Here is a 19,272-nt window from a genome sequence, read left to right on the forward strand (position 1 = left end):
CTACAGCTTCTCCACCGGCGCGTACCGCAGCAGCAGCCGCTTCGGCTTGGTGTCCCCGAAGTCGATCGTCGCCTCGGCGTTCGCGCCGGTGCCCTTCACCCCGGTCACGGTGCCGAGTCCGAACTGGTCGTGCGTGACACGGTCGCCGACGGCGAGCTGGACGACCGGCTTCTCGGAGGTGCGGCGCGTGGCGAAGCCGGAGGCGCCGGAGGCGGAGGAGCGTGAGCGGGACGAGGACAGCGAGGCGGCGACTCCGGACGCGGGCCCGGAGGGAACCGGCGCGGTCGCCCCGGTGCGCTTCCAGTCGACGTGCGCCGCCGGGATCTCCTCCAGGAAGCGGGACGGCGGGTTGTACGACGGCTGCCCCCACGCGCTGCGCAGGGACGAGCGGGTCAGATACAGCCGCTCACGCGCGCGCGTGATGCCGACGTACGCGAGCCGTCGCTCCTCCTCCAGCTCCTTGGTCTGGCCGAGGGCGCGCATGTGCGGGAAGACGCCGTCCTCCATGCCGGTGAGGAAGACGACCGGGAACTCCAGGCCCTTGGCGGTGTGGAGGGTCATCAGGGTGATGACACCGGAGCCGTCCTCCTCCTCGTCCGGGATCTGGTCGGAGTCGGCGACCAGGGCGACCCGCTCCAGGAAGTCCGAGAGCCCGCCGGGGGCCTCGCCCTCGCCCGACTCCTGCTCGAACTCCAGGGCGACGGAGGCCAGTTCCTGGAGGTTCTCGACGCGGGTCTCGTCCTGCGGATCGGTGGAGTTCTGCAACTCGGCGAGATACCCGGTCTGGTTGAGGACCGCCTCCAGGACGGTCGCCGGTCCGACCCCCGACTCGACGACCGTACGGAGCTCCTCCATCAGCGTGTTGAACCGCTTGACCGCGTTGGTGGACCGCGCGGCCATGCCGTACGCCTCGTCGACGCGCTTCAGGGCCTGCGGGAAGCTGATCTTCTCGCGCTGCGACAGGGCGTCGATCATCGCCTCGGCGCGGTCACCGATGCCGCGCTTGGGCACGTTCAGGATGCGCCTGAGCGGCACGGAGTCCTCGGGGTTGGCCAGCACCCGCAGGTAGGCCAGGACGTCCCGGACCTCCTTGCGCTCGTAGAAGCGGACCCCGCCGACGACCTTGTAGGGCAGGCCGACGCGGATGAAGACTTCCTCGAAGACTCGGGACTGGGCGTTCGTCCGGTAGAAGACGGCGACATCGCCGGCCTTCGCGTCGCCCGAGTCCGTCAGTCGGTCTATCTCGTCGGCGACGAACTGCGCCTCGTCGTGCTCGGTGTCCGCGACATAGCCGGTGATGCGCGCGCCCGCGCCCGCGTTGGTCCACAGGTTCTTGGGGCGGCGGGACTCATTGCGCTCGATGACGGCGTTGGCGGCGGTCAGGATCGTCTGGGTGGAGCGGTAGTTCTGCTCCAGCAGGATCGTCGTCGCGTCCGGGTAGTCCTCCTCGAACTGGAGGATGTTGCGGATGGTGGCGCCGCGGAAGGCGTAGATCGACTGGTCGGCGTCACCCACCACGCACAGCTCGGCGGGCGGGACGTCATGCTCGCTGGGCGGCACGTCGACAGGGTGCTCGCCGGTCCCGACGAGCTCGCGCACCAGGGCGTACTGGGCGTGGTTGGTGTCCTGGTACTCGTCCACCAGCACATGGCGGAAGCGGCGGCGGTAGTGCTCGGCGACGTCCGGGAAGGCGCGCAGCAGATTGACCGTCGTCATGATCAGGTCGTCGAAGTCGAGGGCGTTGGCCTCCCGCAGCCGCGACTGGTACATGGCGTACGCCTGCGCGAGGGTCTTCTCGAAGCCGTCCGTGGCCTGGGCGGCGAAGTCCTCCTCGTCGATCAGCTCGTTCTTCAGGTTGCTGATCTTGGCGCTGAAGGACTTGGGCGGGAAACGCTTGGGATCGAGATCCAGATCACGGCAGACGAGCGCCATGAGCCGCTTGCTGTCGGCGGCATCGTAGATCGAGAAGGACGAGGTGAACCCGAGCTTCTTGCTCTCCCGGCGCAGGATGCGCACACAGGCGCTGTGGAAGGTCATCACCCACATCGCGTTCGCGCGCGGGCCGACGAGCTGCTCGACGCGCTCCTTCATCTCGCCCGCGGCCTTGTTGGTGAAGGTGATCGCGAGGATCTGCCCCGGGTGCACGCTCCGCTCGGCGAGGAGGTGGGCGATGCGGTGGGTGAGCACCCGGGTCTTGCCGGAGCCCGCCCCGGCCACGATGAGCAGCGGGGTGCCGGAGTGGACGACGGCCGCGCGCTGGTTGTCGTTCAGCCCCTCCAGGAGCGCAGCGGCGTCGATGGCGGGGCGTGGGGCGCCGTCGCGGTAGTAGCCGTCCCCGCCGGGGCCGTCCCGGTCCGGTGGCACGTCGAACTTCCCGCCGAACAGATCGTCCGGAACCGGTTCCGGAGCGTGATCGTCCTCGGGCGGTGGCGGGGGCTCTTCCCCATGGGCCCGAGGGGCCTGGAGGTCCGCCAGGAAGCTGTCGTCAAAGAGGCTGCTCATCGCTCTCCGAGTCTAGGCCGCCCCACTGACAGCCCGCGGCCACCCCGAGAACATCACCCGGTCCGGAACCGGATGATCTTCCACTCCGGGCCCGCCGTGAAACCTCCCCACCCTCCGTGACCACGACATCACGATCCATACCGGCCCATCCATACAGCCGTCATACGCGGCGGAACCGAACACCCGTCACGAATCGCCCGCACCGCCGCACACAGTCCCGGACCGCCCGCATTCGACACCCCTCAACCACAAGGTCACGGAAATGTATCGGGCATATCGAACATCAACCTTCACAGGGGCCACACGAGTTGGCTACGGTGCCGGACAGGCCGTACGACCCCCTCCGGCGAACGACGCCGGGCCGCACGGCCTCCGCTGAGTCCGGTACGCCATGGCGACCGGAGCCGGGGACCCACCGAACTTGGGGTGAATCGGCCGAACTCCCCTCCCGGGAACGGCCGTAGGGCAACCCTTCCGAACCACCCGCCCGAACCCGACAGCTAACTCGGTAGGCGGAGCATGGAAGGAGTCGCCTCCCTTGGCGTCGCACCGCAAGTCCCGCCCCGCGGGCACGCGCGTAGCCGGCATACGCACCCCCGCCCTCGCCACGGCTGCCCTCACATCCGTGGCCCTGCTGTCCCAGACGGCCAACGCGAGCCCGTCCACGGACGACAAGCCGAGCCTGGAAGAGGTCGAGAAGAAGGTCGACGACCTCTACCGCCAGGCGGAGACGGCGACCGAGAAGTACAACTCGGCCAAAGAGAAGACCACCAAGCAGCGCAAGCGCGTCGACACCCTCCTTGACGACGTCGCCAAGCGCACCCAGGAGCTCAACGAGGCGCGCGAGGAGCTCGGGCGCTCCGCGGCCGCCCAGTACCGCACCGGGGCCTCCGCCCCCGACACGGCGACCTTCCTGCTGGCGGATACCCCCCAGGACTACTTCGACCAGAGCCAGCTGATGGGCCGCATGACGGACCGTCAGAAGGAATCGGTCGACGAGTACTTCACCCAGCAGTCCGCGACGATGAAGAAGCGCCAGGAGGCCACCGACAGCCTCGAGACGCTCACGGACTCGCAGAACGACCTGCGGACCGCAAAGGCGACCGTCCAGACGAAACTGTCCGACGCACGCGAACTTCTCTCCAAGCTGACGGCGCAGGAAAAGGCCCGCCTCGCCGCGATCGAGAAGCGCAAGCAGGAGGAGGCGGCCCGCAAGGCGGCCGAGCTGGCCCGCCAGCAGGCGGAGGCGGAGCGTCAGCGCCAGGAGGCCGAGGCCGCCCAGCAGCAGGAGAGCACCCAGCCCCCGGCCGACTCCGGCAGCTCGGACTCGTCGTCGGACTCCTCGTACGCCACGAAGGCCGAGAAGACCCTGGCGTTCGCCCGCTCCCAGATCGGCAAGCCGTACGTCTGGGGCGCCACCGGCCCCGACTCCTACGACTGCTCAGGCCTCACCCAGGCCGCCTGGAAGGCCGCCGGGGTGGACATCCCGCGCGTCACCTACGACCAGGTCAACGCGGGCACCACGGTCTCCCTGGCCAACGCCAAGCCCGGCGACCTGGTCTTCTTCTACGACGACGTCACCCATGTGGGCATCTACATCGGCAACGGCATGATGATCCACGCCCCGAAGCCCGGCGCGTACGTCCGCGAGGAGTCGATCTACTACGACGGGGAGTCGGCGATCCACAGCGTGGTCCGCCCGGCCTGACGCCCGCCACGCGCGCGTGGCCTTCACCGGGACACGCGCGCGTGACACACGGCACCACAGCCCGGCACGCGCACGCGTGGCGCACCACAGCCGGGCACGCACACGCGTACGCGGCTGCGACGCACCCCCACGGCGCCGCAGCCGCGTACGGCACGCCGACGGCACGCCCCCGCATACGGCCACCCCGGCCATAGCATCGGCCTCATGCCCGCCACCACCACCCAGGCCTCCCCCCTCCGCACCTGGTGGTCGCAGCGACCCCCCACAGCCGGCGCCGCCGTCATGGCCACCGGCATCCTCTCGGTGGCCCAGCATCAGACGGGCTACGAAACCCTGTCCGGAGTCTTCCTGGCCCTTGCCTGCGCGGCCTGGCTCGCCCTGGCCGGTGACTTCGCCGCGCGGCTGCTGTGGGACCGCCCTCGATGGCGGAAGGAGGCGGCCACCCCGGCCGCGCTGACCGCCGTCGCCGCGACGACCGTCCTCGGCGCCCGCTTCACCGCCCTCGGCTGGGAGGTCCTCGCCGAGGCCCTCCTGGCTCTCGCGGCGCTGCTCTGGCCCGGCCTGCTGCTCACCGTCGTACGCCACTGGCGGCATCACATGCCCGGCGCGGTCTTCCTCGGCTGTGTGGCCACACAGGGTCTGGTCGTCCTGGGCGCGACCCTCGCCGCGACTCAGAGGACGGCCTGGCTGGCGCACACGGCACTCGCGCTGTTCTGGCTCGGCCTGGTGCTGTACACCGTCGCCCTGTTCCGCTTCGACCTGCGCCAGATCGCCCGGGGCGCGGGCGACCACTGGATCGCGGGCGGCGCCCTGGCCATCTCCGCCCTGGCCGGCTCGAAACTGCTCGACGCCGACGGCCCCGACCTGTACCTCTGGAACAACGACGACGCCGGTGTCCTGCGCACGGTGACCGTCGCCGTGCTCGTCCTCGACCTGATCTGGTACGCCGTGCTGCTCGTCGCAGAGTTCGTCTGGCCGCGTCCGCGCTACGACGAGCGCCGCTGGGCGACCGTGTTCCCGATGGGCATGACGGCCGCGGCGACCCTCTCCGTCGCGACCGCCGTGGACGTCCCGTGGCTCGACACTCCCGGCGAGGCACTGATGTGGGTCTCGCTGGCGGCATGGCTGGCGGTCGCGGCGGCCGCCCTGGAGAGTTACCGGGGCGCCGCGTCCAGGAGCGGGCCCGGGTCCGACGTCACGTCCACAACACGGCGATGAAGACGTTCACCATGGTCAGCAGCCCCACCAGCCCGAAGAGCCGCTTGTCCACCGTCTCCTCGTCCCGCTTCACATAGACGAGCCCGAGGATCACGATCAGCAGCGCCAGCTTCACGCCGATCTTGATGTTGTCGACGGACTGGTCGTCCGCCTGATTGAGGCCGACGAGGATCACCCCGGTGACCAGCATGGTCAGCGCGCCGTGCAGCATCGCGGGGACGAAACGGGCGGTGCCCTGCCCCATCGCCTTCATCTGGGTGAAGAAACCACCGAGCAGCGCGGCGATACCGATGATGTGCAGTCCGACGAACAGATGGATGAGTACGTCCATGGAGCCGGAGCCTAACCACCACGGAAAACCCACCCGACACCGCCCCGCGCGGATCCCTGGGCTATCCCTCTGCCCGGCCCTGGAGCGCATATATGCGCGCCATAGCACCCGGCCACCCCCACGCACCCACCGAACCGCCACATCGGTCAGCACACAGCGTGAACTCGACGCCCCCATCCCGGGATCACGCTCACTTACGGTCACCCATGGTCCGCTCCCAGCACTTCCGCACAACCCGTCACCGACCCGGCACAGCGAGGTTTAGCGTCCTTCACCAGGTGACCGGCTCCCCACCGCCGCCCGGGCCAGGGGCGGCAGTCGGACACCACCGCCGAGAAAGGTCCGGCGGCGGCCCGCTCCCCCTGTGCGGGCCGCCGCCGGACGCGTAACCCGCCCCGCGCGGTCGTACGTCCGCTCCCCCCAGGCGGTCGTGGGCCCGCCGTTCCTCCGGGGCGGGGGTACGCCCACCGCCCGCCGCCTCGGCGGGCATACGGGGCGCGAGGCGGTCGTACGAAAGGACGTGCAGTCCACGTGGCAGCGCACCGAAAGCCCCGTCGGCGCTCGGCCGGCGGCATCGGAGGCATCGGCGGCAGTACGGCCCGCACGGCATGGACGATTGCGCTGGCGGGCGCGGCGACAGCGACCGGCTTCGACGGGACCGCGCAGGCCGAGCCCCAGCTGACACCGGCGCAGGTCAAGGCGAAGGTGGACAAGCTGTACCAGGAAGCGGAGGTCGCCACCGAGAAGTACAACGGCGCCAAGGAGGAGGCGGACACGGCCGAGCGGCGGATCAGGACGCTTCAGGACGAGGCAGCACGCAAGACGGACAAGCTCAACTCGGCGCGGGACGCCCTCGGTTCGATGGCTGCGGCACAGTACCGCGACGGCGGCGTCGACCCGGCCCTGCGGCTCGCCCTCTCCGAGGACCCCGACCGCTATCTCGACGGCGCGGAGTTCGCCGAACGCGCCGGCAACCGACAGGCCTCGTCCGTCGCGAGCGTCCGCAGGCAGCTGCGCGAGATCGAGCAGCTACGCGGCGCCGCCCACGTCGAACTGACCTCGCTGAAGTCCCGCCAGGCCGAACTGAAACGCCACACGAAGACGATCACCGGCAAGCTGGACACCGCCCGCACCCTGCTCAGCCGACTCACCGCCGAAGAACAGGCCCGCCTCACGGACCGCGCCACCCGATCGTCAGCAGACGCCCGAGTCCCTCTCGGCGCCCAGGCCCCCAACTCCCGTGCGGCAGCCGCCATTTCCTACGCCCGCACCAAAATCGGCAGCCCCTACGTCTGGGGCGCGACCGGCCCCGACGCCTTCGACTGCTCCGGCCTCACCCAGGCCGCCTACCGCTCCGCGGGCATCTCCCTGCCCCGCACGACCTACTCCCAGATCGACGCCGGCCGCCGTGTCTCCCGCTCCGAACTGCTCCCCGGCGACCTGGTGTTCTTCTACTCCGGCATCAGCCACGTGGGCCTGTACATCGGCGACGGCCAGATGATCCACGCCCCGAACCCCTCGGCACCGGTCCGGGTGGCCCCGCTGGACGAGATGCCGTTCGCGGGGGCGACGCGGGTTGCGTGAGTTCAGCCGTCGCCCGCGCTCACGATCTTGCCGAGCCACAGCCGCCGTCCCAGGTCGTCGAGCTCCTCTTTGCGTGACTCGCAGTCGGGGATGGCGCGCCTGAGCAGCATCCAGTAGTCCGGACCGTGTCCGGCGATCTTGATGTGGGCGAGCTCGTGAGCGATCACGTAGTCGACGAGATGCGAGGGCAGCTGGAAGACGGCCCAGTGGAGTGCCACCCTGCCGTTCTCCCCTTCACCCTGCCGGTAGGTCCCCCATCGGTTACCCACGTCCCGGACGGTCACAGCGGGCTCAGGCACCTCCATACGTGCCGCCCACGGCTGGAGCCGCCCCTGTGCCCACCGCAGCCCGGACTTGCGATACCAGGCGACAAGTTCCCGCCGAGCCAGGCGCGGCTCCACCGCAACGGCCTTGTCCAGAACGAGGCGCCCGGAAACCAGTCGAACCGGCGCGCCTCCCTCGTCCACGAGAAGAAGCCGGTACTCCCGCCCGAGGTAGCGGAATGTCTCACCTTCTCGGAACGCACGCACCGGGTGCGCCGGGCGATGCTGCTCACGCAGCCGCAGCTTGGCCTCGATCCAGGACCGACTCTTCCGGGCGAAAGCCTCGGCCCTCCGGATCTCACAGTCTTGGGGCACACGCATGGTCAGCGAGCCGTCCCGTTCGACCGTCAGGCCCAGTCGCTTACGCCGGGCGCTCACGCTCACCGCGAATTCCCGGCCGTCCGTCACGAGCGTCTGGCCGTCGACGAGCGGCGAACGGTCACTGCCGTTGTCACTGGAGGGTGGATCGGAGGCTGACACGCCGCCCATTGTCCACCGCTTCCGCCAGTCCCTCCGTTTACCGCTCCCGCCTCAACGCACGGAACGCGGCGGCGTGCCTCTGTGCGTGCCCCGTCAGTGATTCGGACAGGTCTCGCAACGGCTTCCTGTCACGCTCCCTCGGCTTCAAACCGGCGTCTCGCAACTGTCGCCAGATCGCGCTCTGCAGCTCGTCCAGGCTCGACTCGGTACCCGACCATGCGGCGCTGGCGACGTGCCGGGAGATGAGCGAGGTGAGATCGATCGTCAGCTGCCGCAGGAAGTCCTGTCCGGGCTGGTCGAAGGCCTGGTCCTCGGCCAGCCTCTCCGACAGTTTCGTGTACAGCTGCTGCTCGACCGAGCTGAGATCGGCAACGGCGGGATCGGCTTCCTCCGCTTTCCTGGCCCGCTCGATCATCGGACCGATGCGTACCTTGATCTCGTCCCACCGTCCGTCGAACTCCTCAAGGATCTTCTCGAGCTCCTCGGCCAGCGTGCGGTAGACGGGCCGGTCCTCCGTCTCGCGGCGTTCCTCGAGGTGATAGCGGAGTGCCTGAACCTGCTCCGCCGCTGACTCCTCCACGTCGGAGATCCGCCCCACGGCCTCGTCGAAGTCCGGAGCGAGGATGGACACGGGCGCGATCACCTGCTGGATCTCCGGCAGCTCAAGGTGATCGGCGACCATGGCCCGCACCTTCCGGCCGTACGCCCTCATCGAGAACTCACCACCCGGCGCATCCCGGTAGTGCCTGCGCACACGCTTCTGCAGAAGCGCCCAGCGCCGGGCGTTCGGCACCTGCTCCAGGGCCCCCTGATGGGGCAGTACACGCTCCAGCGCGTCGAAGAAATCGGCGAGCTTCTCGTCGAACACGGCGCGTACGTCCTCGTTACCCAGAGCGCGCATCCCGCCTGTGATGCCTCCGGGCGAGTCGAGGTCGCTGATTCCCATGCCCGACAGGAATCGCTCGACCTCCCCAGCGGCCTTCCGCAGGTCGGGGACTTCACTCGCGAGGCTCCGCACAGTACGGAGGGTGGATCCGTCGCCCTTGTAGGCGGGCAGGGTGACCGCGAGGTCGTTCAGCACGCCGTAGTAGTCCACGACTCGCCCCTCGTGCTTGCCCTGGCGGGGCCGGTTCACGCGGGCGATGGCCTGCAGCAGTTCGGCATCCTGGATCGGCCGGTCAAGGTACAAGGCCTGCTCGATCGGGGCGTCGAACCCTGTCAGGAGCATGGACTTCACGATAAGGAAGGCGATCGGCGGCTGTTCCGTCCCACTCCACGGGTTCGTGTCCGACGCGGATGCGGCCCGCCGTGGTCGTGTGCTGCTCCAGGGATTTGTGCCGGATGCGGCGGACGGCTCGGGCTCACTCCAGGGGTTCATCCTGATCCCGCCACCGGGCATGGGGTCGGGCTCGGGCACGTGCTCGATCACCCACGGATTGTCCGGGGGCAGCTCCGGGAAGGGCTCCAGGAACCGTTCGATGTGCTCCTGCTGCCGCTGTGGGTCGGTCCACTCCCGCCACAGTCCCTGCTTCTGCTCACTGCCCGCCGAGATGACCGGGATGAAGTCGATACGCCGCAGCAACTCCTGGTACTGCCACGCGCGCAGCAGCACCAGTTCGTCCCACGAGTAGTCCTTCAGATCCTTGTGCCGCAAGCTCGCCGGATCGAACTCCCTGACCTTGGCGAGGAGTTCGGCCCGCGCGTCGTTCAGCATGTGCCGGTAGAGGACAACGGCATGCCGGCTGACTGCCGCCACCTGTGCCTTGAACCCACCGGTCAGCGGTCCGGTGACGTAGTGCTCCAGCATGTCCATGGCCTTGCGGCGGATCAGCGGCAGGGACTCGGCCACATCGCGGCTGGTGGGCTTCAGCCCGTTGCGGAACCTGCCCTTGTCCTCTTCCCTCAGCCCCGCGACGAGGTCGTCGAACTTGGCGTTGAGGTCGTCCTTCTCCCTCACCTCGGCCGATCCCGTGCGCCCCTCGTACCGGACGGGCACGACGACCTTGTCCCTCTCCGCCTCGTCCATCAGGTAGGAATCGAGGAATCTGTCATCCGGTTCAAGCCCGAAGATCCGTCCGGTGTCGGTCAGCCGGCCCTTCATGATCGGCGTTCCCGTGAACCCGATCCGCGCGGCATTCGGAACGGCATCCCGCAGGCACGCGTGCAGCACGGACGTGTGCGACCGGTGTGCCTCATCGACGAGCACCAGCACATGCCTCGACGCGCTGCACTCGGTGAACCGGCGCCGCACGCCCTCGACGGCCTCCACGTCCGGGGCCGGGTCGGCTGCCGCTTCCGCGTCACCGCCCTCATCCATGCGCACCTGGGCCGCCGCGAACTCGGCTGCCGGGTCCCGGTCGTCGTCGGCGGCCGTCTCCCCCACGACACCGGGGATCCGCCCGAGAAACTTCTGAATCATCGTGAAGATGACCGCGCGCCCGCCCGGTTTCCCGGCCCGCGACAGCATCCCTTCCGCGTCCGCCTGGGACTTCGCGATCCGTACGGGGCTGCCGCTGATCCGCACCGCCGCCGAGAGCTGCCGCTCCAGTTGCTTGCGGTCGGTCACGACGAGGATGGTGAACCGATTCAGCCGCGGATCCCGGCTCGTGTGGAGTCTGCGGGCGAGAAAGGCCATCGTGAGGCTCTTCCCGGACCCCTGGGTGTGCCAGATGACGCCGCCACGCTCGTCGACCTCGGCGGCGGGGTCCTCAGGCGTGCGTCCGGTCCGCAGCTTGTGCACGATCTTCTCGACGGCCCGGTACTGCTGGTGCCGACAGACTGCCTTGACAGTGATCGGCGGCTCGCCTTCCTTCGTCTTGACGGGAAGCTCGAAGACGTAGTGCCGCATGATGTTGAGCAGATTCCGCGGCTTGAGCACGATGGCGACGAGCTTGTGCTGGTCGGTCGGCTCCTGCCCCTCCTCCAGCAGCCGCCGTTTCCCATCCGCCCTCCTGGCCCTCTGCAGAGCGCGGGCCAGCGCCTCGTCGTCCGTGTAATCCGGCGTCACACTGCGCCAGGCGGCAAAGTGCTCCTCGCTCGACGTGATCGTGCCGAGAGCGGCGTCGCTTCCGCTCGCCGCGACAAGAAGCTGCACGGACGCGAAGAGCTCCGGCACGCCGCCCGGTCGTTCATGGAGCTCACGGGTGTCGTCGTCCAATGGAACGCCCGCGTAGGCGCGCAGATCCCGGATCGCGGAACCGACGGGGTCCAGTCGGTCCGGGTTCTTGCATTCGATGACGGCAACGGGAATCCCGTTGACGAACAGGACGAGGTCGAGGACGACGTCCACACCGTCGACCGTCCGCACCCGCAGCTGGTCGACGACGAGGTACTCGTTCCTCCGCAGAATCTCGTCGTCGCTGAGCCCTTCCAACTCCCAGTCGATGTATTGGACATGAACGGTCTTGCCCTGGTGGTGAACTTCGTGTCCGGTGGAGGGAGTTCCGCTCAGGAGCAGGCTGGTCACATCGCTGTTGACGTCCTTCAGCTTCTCCGTGGCGACGTTGCGAGCCGCCCGGCGCAAGGCGGCCACGGCACTGTCGGCATCCGCCGTGTCCATCCAGGTCTCGCCGCTGCCCGTGACGCGATTGAGCCGTCGGACGGCAGAGCTGAGGCGTTTGACGAGCAGTACGTCGCCGTAGTCACGGCCGTCGCCGTCCGGATCGGCGAGATCAGGCCCGTGAACGTGCTGCCACCCCATCGACGTCAGCTGGTCGATGATCGGCTGCTCGACCTCGTCCAGCTCGACCCTGCTCCGTGCCATGTGCTCGCGCCTTTCCCCGTTCCGCGTGCCGCGCGCTCCGCGAGGCCATGGCCTCGGTCGGGCCCTGGCTCTACTGACCGTCCGGCTGGTTGTGCTGGCCGTTGTTCTATTTTGCGGCAGGTGGGGCTAAGGGGAGGGCGGAGTTGGACAGTTCAGGCGAGTTCCGGCCAAGCAGGGAGGCTGGAGCCGAGTCTGCGGCTGGGGGCGTGACTGTGGCGGATCGTGCCGGGCAGCGAGGGTACGGCGCAGGTGTGCGGCGTTTCGATGGACGTCGGTGAGGGAGAGCGGCGCGGGCGGTTGGGTGGTGGAGGGGGTGGGGATCGCGGGCGGGTCAGGAGTCCCGGCGGCCGTTCCGGTGCGGCAGGCCCGGCAAAGGCCGCCGGGCAGGGCTTCCGGGCGTCCGGGTACGCCGCAGTCGGTGCACTCCATCAGCGTGCGGGGCGCCGGGCGGGGAGGCTGGACATCGGCGGCGGCAGGTCGCTCGGGCGGCAGCTTGTCGACAAGCCTGCGGCGGACGAAGGCCCTGGGCGAGTGGACCTGCTCGGGAAGCCCGGCCGTCAGGGTGCGTACGAGGTGGTCGACGGTCACGCCGCGCACGAGCCAGTCGGCGGCCAGCTCCTCCAGGGCGGCGCAGTCGGCGGAGGAGAGGGCGAGGCGGGGGTCGTGGAGGCCGAGGCGGGCGAGGGCGTCGTAGGCGGTGGAGGGGCGGGGCGGGTGAGAGTCGGGGTGGAGGCGGAGGTTGGCGTGACGCTGCGGCTTGGGCTTGAGCTGCGGTGATGCATCGTGGTCTGGTGCGGGAGGCTGTACGTCGCTGGCGGCGCCCTGGGGGCCGGAGGCGGACGGGGTGAGAGTCGGCGTCTCGGGCACGATCGGTACGTCACCGTCGAGGTACCGGGCCCACCATTCGCTGTCACGTGCGGTGCGGGACCAGTAGGTGTGGAACACCCATCGCGTTCCGGTGTCGCCGTCGGGTTCGGTCTCGGCCCGGCGTCGCACGCGGCGCAGGTGTCCGGCCCGCGACAGCTCGTTGAGCGCGCTGCGGACACTCTGCTGACCGTAGAGGGGCTGCGTCTTGGCGATGGTCTTGGCGTCCATGGCAGCGTTCTCACAGAGCCGGTCGAGGAGTGCGGCGAGGTAGGCCTCGCGGGCGGGGAGATGGTCGAAGTCGCCTCGCCGCGGGGGTTCCTGGTCCGGGGCGGAACGCTTGCCGTAACCGGGCTTGGCCATGGGATGCGCTGCGGGTGTGGGCAGGGCAACGCTAGAGTTTTCGTAAGCCACGAGATCGCTCGTTTCGATCTTGGGGTGAGACCCCGGCGGGTGTTGGTAGCACCCGACCGGGGTTGTTTGTTGTCGCGAACGCTAGAGGGTGACGACGCGGCGTCGCAAGCCGACCACGAATAGTCATGTCGGCTGGCGACCACGGGGGTTGAAGCGCAGGGAGGGCGGGAGGGTGGGTTGAAACAACCGCCCATTCCATACAAACAGGGCTCGGATCTCGGGGTCCGAAGCCCGGGGCTCAGGCGCCGGTGGTGGCGTACGCGATGAACGTGACCCAGGCATCGGCCGGGACGGAGAAGCGGGGGCTTCGAGCGCCGAGCTTCGAGTCGCGGACGTGGATGGTGTGGGGGCAGGCGGCGATTTCTACGCAGGCGTTGTCGAAGTCGCCGCTGTGGCTGGACTTGCGCCAGGTGTAGGCGACTTCGAGGCAGGCGCTGCCCGAGGAATCGCTGTAGCTCGACTTGAACCACGCCAGTTCGGCGCTCATAGCTCCTCCGCCAACTTCCTGATGAACCGGGCAGACTCCTCAACGCTAAGCGCCTGCATGCGGATCAGGCCATGCCGTTGCATGAGGGTGCTGAGTTTGTTCCCGCTGCCGTACAGCGCACCCGTCTCCTGACCGTCGGCGAATGCATACTGCTCGTGATCGGCCGTCTCCACCAACACGATAGGACCACTGAGCGCTGCCGCTGGAGCGCCCTGGAATGGCAACACCTGGATCGAGACATTGCGCTGCTGCCCCGCCTCCAGAAGTCGCTCAAGCTGTCCCCTCATCACGCCTTCGCTACCGACCACAGCACGCAGCGCGGCCTCGTGAAGCACGAAGCTGAACAGCGCGAGCGGCTTACTGGTCAGCTTCTCCTGCCGTCTGAGCCTGGCAGCAACTCGCTCAGCCACTGTCTCCGCGTCAAGCGGCGGGCAGTCGTTGCCGATCAACTCCTGCGCGTACTCCCCCGTCTGCAGCAGCCCTGGAATCAGCATCGGCTCGTACCACTGCATGTGATTGCCTCGGCCTCGATCGCCATGTATTCCTGGGACCGCGCCGGGAAGGGGTCGGGCTTCAGGAACTCCTGCCCAACCAACAACTTCCCTCGCGCCCCGCACATCTGATCCGCGACCTGCAACAGCCGGAGCGTCGGCCTCCGCCTCCCGCACTCCATCGACTTGACGTACTCGTAGTCGTAGCCGGCTTCGTCCGCCAGCGCCTGGCGACTGACCCCGGTTTCCTCCCGCCAGAGCTTGATCTGCCCTCCGCAATACCGCCAGTTCTGCTGCGCCTGCTGGGACTCCCCCGAAGCCACGGACCCACCCGCCTCCCGTAGACACACCGTGTACAAGCACGCTGTGTACCCGTTCCGCTACTCCCGAGGCTACGCGCCAATCAGCAGCCTGATCACTGCAAATGGCGAAGACTCACCCCCAAGGAACGAAGCACGCATGCCAACGCCGCCCACAGGCCCCGCTCCCCACCACTCCCCCAATGCCGTCCCCCAGGACATCGAGTGGCGCCTGCCCCGCCACGCCCGCAGCATGGGCAGAGCCCGAAACCTCCTCCGAGAGCAGGCCACTTCATGGAAGCTGCCGGACGAGGTGACGGAGACGGCGGTACTTCTACTCAGCGAGCTGATGACGAACGCGTACCGCCATGCGAAGGTCTCCCCGGGGCGCGAGATCTGGGCCCGCTGCCTCGTGGCGGGCGACCGCCTCCGCGTCGCCGTGACGGATGCGAACGACACGCTGCCGATGCCACGGGAAGCACGGCCGGATGACGAAGCCGGCCGCGGCCTCACATTGGTGACCGCGCTGGCGGACGCCTGGGGCGCGGACCCCAGACCGCACGGGATCGGCAAGACTGTCTGGTTCGAGCTCTCGCACAAGCCCGCTGACGCCTCGGAGGGCCGGCGATGACGAGGCGCAGGAAGGCGTAGGGCATATCGGAAGGAACGCCCCGCCGCCAAGCGCAAGTCCTACGCTGCGGCTGGCATACGCACCCGCCCGGACAACAGGTCGCCGGTCAGGGCCTGCTTGAACATCCTGAGCTTGACCAACTCCTCTGCGTCTGCCGCCAGCTTCCTGTCGAACGCCTGGATCGGTGCAACCAGGTCCTGCTGCACCTCGACCGTTGGAAGCGGCAAACGAATGGAGCCGACCAATGCACCATTGAGGTTAGTCTGGTTAGATCCCTGGCCGATCTTGCGAATCTCGTCGTAGCTGTTCTCTAGCCAGTAATAAAGATACCTATAGTTGAGGCGCAAGGGGTCACAGACGATAGCCGCTGCAGCCTGGTTAACCGTGGCTTCAACTCCCAAGATCGCAGTCCTGCCACGCGTGACGCCTTCGCCGTACATCGCCAGAAGAACCGTCCCTGGCGGGTATACACGCAGACCCGTATCAGCAACAGCCTTGCGAGTCACGTATTCTCCGCTTTCGTTGATCACTGAGAAGTTGATCTCTGCGGTCCTCACCCATGGAACGGTGCCGCCAGACCAATACTCCTTGCGCGAACGCGATGGCGTACTGCCCGACGAGACGACAGCTACGTCGCCTACTGCAACCCAGTCTCCCTCTCGATCATGCAACCTCTTCCGCATGATTTCACCGCGGATGAGACGTCCCTTGGCGATCGACGCCTCGATGGCTCGCTCTTCCTCAGCGAGCGCGGCGAGCAGTTCAACGATACGCCGCTGATCGGCCAGCGGGGGCCATACAACCCTGAGGCCCTCAACCGCAGCCTGCGAGATGTTCTGCATACTGAGGCTGCTGCCTGATGCCGCGACAGCGATCTGCTTCCGGACAGCAGGACTCGCAAGGCTCAGATTGACGAACTGCGTGTCCGCTGTGCGCTGATCCACGACAAGCCTCAGCGTCTTGTCGGACAGCATCAGTCGTTCCTGGCTGGGCGTCGCGATACAAGCGGAGCAACAAGTTCCGGGGTGTTCGCCCGAGAGAACAACAGATCGCCTGGCTTTACCTCAAAGCGCTCATTGATGAGCCCTGGGTCGTCGACGGCTTTGTTCTCCGAGGGACGGTAGCCCAACGAGTGGACGGCGCTCACTTTCAGCACCCCCCACTGCCCAGGCGATGCCGGGGAGTCTGTGAGGCTCGGACTGCGCCCGGTCTCGACTCGGAGAAGTCGACTTCCCAGACAGTCCTCTTCCCACGCGTCACGCGACATAGCCGAGCTCCTTCAGGAATCCATCCAATGCCTTCGTAGCCTTCTCCCGCCGCCCCTCAATATCCTGCAAAGAAACCGCGTACTTCCCCTCCCAAACCCGATATGCCTCCCCCAACTCCCGCTGCCGACGCACCACATGCCCACCCAGCTTCCCCGCCAGGTCATCCCGCAGAATCCCGAGGACCACGTCCCGCTCCCCCGCGGCCTTGGCCAGCTTCTTCCTGGCCCGCATGAGGCGCGCCTCCTTCACGGCACCACCCTCATCAGGGCCGTCCCCGTCGCCGCCCCCCGCATCCGTACCCTCAACCGGAACTGGTACCGGAATCTCCAACAACGCCCCCTGCCCAGCCTCCTCCGCAGCCAGAGCCCGCCGCCCCTTCGCGGCACCCCCCGAACGACCATCCCCCACCTTCTTCTTGGCCTTCTCCCGCTGCTCAGCCTTCTTCCGCTGAACCGCCGCCACCGGCCAGAAGTCGTCCTCCAACTCCTCGATGGCCTTCTTCGCCTCGGCCCGCTTCTTCGTCAGCTCCCGCATCTCGGCTTTGCTGAGCACGGCGTCGGCCAACGCGGGATCGATCTCGGCAGGCCCCTCCTCGTCGGCGTCCGGCGACTCCGCCGCGGCCCGCGCCTCCGCCAGCGCGGCCTCCGCCTCCTGCGCTGCCTTCACCTTGGCGTCCAAGTCCGCGTGCGTGCGCTCCTTGGAGGCCAGATCCTCCAGGAAGTCAGGGGCGATGGCCGCGACGACCTTGTGGTCGTAGGCCTGCCGCCGCTCCGCCGCCGTACGCTCGCGTGCGCCGCCCGTGCGCGGATCCGGCTCGGGAGCGAGCATCGTCAGAACGTTCTCGACCCAGCCGTCCACGACGCCACCGAAGCCGTTGACCGACAGCGCCTTGAGGTCGTTCTTACCGTCGTGCCACCAACCGGCGACCGCGCCTGCGAGCGCGTACCGGTCCAGCAAGCCGACCGCGAGAAGCCGTTCGCGGAAAGAATCGATCAAGTCAGCGCGCAGACCAGCGAGTTGGGCCTTGCGTTCGTGCTCCGTGCGTTCGTCGCCCTCGACCGGCTCCAGGTTCGCGATCTGGTCCGCCTCGGCCTTCCACCACTCCTCGAACCCGGCCCACAGCTTCTGCTCCCGCCCACTCGCCAGCTCGGCCAGGCGGGACGCGTCCGGTCGTTCACTCTCGGGCAGGAAGTCGACGTATTCGGGATCGTCGTCCCGTACGGCGAACAGGTCCGACATCTTGATCTCGTAGGCGTCCAGGAGTTCCTTCTTCGCCTCGATCTCGGCGACCGGGACGCCACCCACCAGGTGTGCCCGCACGTCCTGCGGCTCGGGCGGCGGGGTGTTGTCGACGTAGCGGCGGATGTTGAGGTTGTAGTCGTTGTCCGCCAGCTCCTCGCGGCGCACAGCGCGCGCGAAGCCCTCGACGTCCTCGAACGTCTCGTCGTCCTGGAACGCGCGGAAGGTGGAGACGATCTTCTCGATGTGCTCGGGGAGCAGCACGTTCTGGGCGCGCTCCGCGTGGAACTCACGGTCCGCGTTGATGAAGAGCACCTTGTTGCGGCGGTCCGGGCGCTTCTGGGCCGGCGGGCGCAGTGCGATCACGCAGGCCGGGATGCCGGTCCCGTAGAAGAGGTTCGGCGCGAGTCCGATGACCGCTTCGATCAGGTCGGCTTTCAGGAGCTTGGCACGGATTTTCTGTTCCTCGCCGCCGCGGAAGAGGACGCCGTGCGGCATGACGGTGAAGACCGAGCCGCCTCGCTGCTTCACCATGTCCAGCATGTGCTGGAGGAACATCAGGTCGGCTTTGCCGCGCTCAGAGGTCTGGCCGTGCGGCATCCGGCTCAGCAGGTTCGGCACCTCGGACTGCTTGTAGTCCATGGAGAAGGGCGGGTTGCTGGACCAGGTCGAAGTCGCGCTCGGGGTGGAGTGGGTTGGTGAGCGTGTCTCCCGTCTTGAGGGAGAAGTGCTTGGCCCCGTGGAAGAGCATGTTCATCGTCGCCATGACCCAGGAGCCGCTGTTGGCGTCCTGCCCGGCCAGCCTCAGGTCCTTGGAGTCCTCACCGTGCTCGTCGACGTACTCCATGGCGTGGATGAGCATGCCGCCGGACCCCACGCACGGGTCGTAGATCCGCATGCCACCGTGCGGGCGCGCCAGCTCGACCATCATGCGGACGACCGCACGCGGAGTGTAGAACTCGCCGCCCTTGCTGCCGGCCGAGTCCGCGAAGTCCTTGATCAGGTACTCGTACGCGGCACCGATCATGTCGGGGAACTCGAAGTCCTCACCACGCAGCCGGATGCTGCCGAAATGCTCGATGAGTGACCGAAGCCGGTTGTCGGCCAGGGCGGCGGCTGAACCCTTGCCGCTGCCTCCACCGCCGATGCGGTTGAAGTTGACGTGCGCGAACAGGCCGCGCAGCTCGCTGTTGCCCTTCTGCCGCTCCAGCGCGTCGAGGGCGGGCTGGAGGTACTCCGTGGCCACATTGTCCACGGCCCCGGCGAGCTTCTCCCAGCGGGCCTCCTCGGGCACGAAGATGACTCCGCGCGGGACGTACCACTCGTACTGCTCGGCCTCGTCCTTGGCGTCCTCTGGGCTGTCACCGGCCGCCAGCCGCTCCTTGATGACCGCTTCTCGGGCGGCCTCGAACTCGTCGTTCACCCTCTTGAGGAAGAGGAGTACGAAGATGAAGTCGCGGTACTCGGCGGCGTCCATCGTGCCGCGCAGGATGTCCGCCGCCGCGAAGAGATGGCGTTCCAGTTGCGCGAGCGTGAGCTTGGCCACGTACGGCACTCCCTGAGGTGACTGGCTTGTCCGGTTGCATCGGGAAGCCTACGGCTTCGCGCGCTCCAGGGATCACCACGTGCCGTCAAGCACACATTGTGACCGGATATGCCTTTCCGTAATC

Annotated in this window: 13 protein-coding genes, 1 pseudogene and 1 riboswitch; of the genes and pseudogenes, 4 read left to right on the plus strand and 10 right to left on the minus strand. The window is 68.1% G+C overall.

Annotated features, from left to right (window positions below):
* Positions 1–2,502 carry a DNA helicase PcrA gene (pcrA, locus tag IE325_RS26180; protein ID WP_190072503.1) on the minus strand — a complete coding sequence of 834 codons (2,502 nt, stop codon included), beginning with the start codon at positions 2,500–2,502 and terminating at the stop codon, positions 1–3.
* Positions 2,503–2,865: 363 nt separating this feature from the next.
* Positions 2,866–3,032: riboswitch (cyclic di-AMP (ydaO/yuaA leader) on the plus strand.
* Positions 3,033–3,040: 8 nt separating this feature from the next.
* Between pcrA and IE325_RS26185 the strand changes: the two genes are divergently transcribed.
* Positions 3,041–4,210: a C40 family peptidase gene (locus tag IE325_RS26185; protein WP_190072504.1), complete on the plus strand. Its 1,170-nt coding sequence runs from the start codon at positions 3,041–3,043 to the stop codon at positions 4,208–4,210.
* Positions 4,211–4,414: 204 nt separating this feature from the next.
* Positions 4,415–5,428: a tellurite resistance/C4-dicarboxylate transporter family protein gene (locus tag IE325_RS26190; protein WP_190072505.1), complete on the plus strand. Its 1,014-nt coding sequence runs from the start codon at positions 4,415–4,417 to the stop codon at positions 5,426–5,428.
* Here IE325_RS26190 and IE325_RS26195 read toward each other — a convergent pair.
* Positions 5,406–5,759 carry a hypothetical protein gene (locus IE325_RS26195; RefSeq protein ID WP_190072506.1) on the minus strand — a complete coding sequence of 118 codons (354 nt, stop codon included), beginning with the start codon at positions 5,757–5,759 and terminating at the stop codon, positions 5,406–5,408. The genes IE325_RS26190 and IE325_RS26195 overlap by 23 nt on opposite strands.
* Positions 5,760–6,290: 531 nt before the next feature.
* Between IE325_RS26195 and IE325_RS26200 the strand changes: the two genes are divergently transcribed.
* Positions 6,291–7,343 (plus strand): C40 family peptidase, encoded by a 1,053-nt coding sequence (locus tag IE325_RS26200; protein ID WP_190072507.1) that lies wholly within the window; start codon positions 6,291–6,293, stop codon positions 7,341–7,343.
* 2 nt (positions 7,344–7,345) lie between these two features.
* On the opposite strand, the gene IE325_RS26205 is transcribed toward IE325_RS26200, so the two are convergent.
* The 6 genes from IE325_RS26205 to IE325_RS46850 form a co-directional block, all read right to left on the minus strand.
* Positions 7,346–8,155 (minus strand): M48 family metallopeptidase, encoded by an 810-nt coding sequence (locus IE325_RS26205; RefSeq protein WP_190072508.1) that lies wholly within the window; start codon positions 8,153–8,155, stop codon positions 7,346–7,348.
* A gap of 28 nt (positions 8,156–8,183) precedes the next feature.
* Complete coding sequence (locus IE325_RS26210) at positions 8,184–11,909, minus strand: type I restriction endonuclease subunit R (protein WP_190072509.1); 3,726 nt, start codon at positions 11,907–11,909, stop codon at positions 8,184–8,186.
* Positions 11,910–12,035: 126 nt separating this feature from the next.
* Positions 12,036–13,136: a hypothetical protein gene (locus tag IE325_RS26215; protein WP_190072510.1), complete on the minus strand. Its 1,101-nt coding sequence runs from the start codon at positions 13,134–13,136 to the stop codon at positions 12,036–12,038.
* A 289-nt stretch (positions 13,137–13,425) separates the two neighbouring features.
* Positions 13,426–13,674 (minus strand): DUF397 domain-containing protein, encoded by a 249-nt coding sequence (locus IE325_RS26220; protein ID WP_190072511.1) that lies wholly within the window; start codon positions 13,672–13,674, stop codon positions 13,426–13,428.
* A complete protein-coding gene (locus IE325_RS46845; protein ID WP_308437679.1) occupies positions 13,671–14,186 on the minus strand; it encodes a DUF5753 domain-containing protein in 516 nt (171 codons plus the stop codon). Before IE325_RS46845 ends, IE325_RS26220 begins: the two co-directional genes overlap by 4 nt.
* Positions 14,162–14,488 carry a helix-turn-helix domain-containing protein gene (locus IE325_RS46850; RefSeq protein WP_308437680.1) on the minus strand — a complete coding sequence of 109 codons (327 nt, stop codon included), beginning with the start codon at positions 14,486–14,488 and terminating at the stop codon, positions 14,162–14,164. The genes IE325_RS46845 and IE325_RS46850 overlap by 25 nt, the downstream gene beginning before the upstream one ends.
* A 136-nt stretch (positions 14,489–14,624) precedes the next feature.
* Here IE325_RS46850 and IE325_RS26230 point away from each other — a divergent pair, with 136 nt between their 5' ends.
* Positions 14,625–15,095, plus strand: coding sequence for an ATP-binding protein (locus tag IE325_RS26230; RefSeq protein WP_190072512.1), 471 nt, complete (start codon positions 14,625–14,627; stop codon positions 15,093–15,095).
* A gap of 59 nt (positions 15,096–15,154) precedes the next feature.
* Here the strand turns inward: IE325_RS26230 and IE325_RS26235 are convergent, their stop codons facing one another.
* Positions 15,155–16,069, minus strand: coding sequence for a restriction endonuclease subunit S (locus IE325_RS26235; protein WP_190072513.1), 915 nt, complete (start codon positions 16,067–16,069; stop codon positions 15,155–15,157).
* A 282-nt stretch (positions 16,070–16,351) separates the two neighbouring features.
* Positions 16,352–19,079: pseudogene (locus tag IE325_RS46230) on the minus strand (N-6 DNA methylase).
* Positions 19,080–19,272: the final 193 nt, after the last annotated feature.

The sequence above is a fragment of the Streptomyces lanatus genome (assembly GCF_014655715.1).
In the GTDB taxonomy this organism is placed as follows: domain Bacteria; phylum Actinomycetota; class Actinomycetes; order Streptomycetales; family Streptomycetaceae; genus Streptomyces; species Streptomyces lanatus.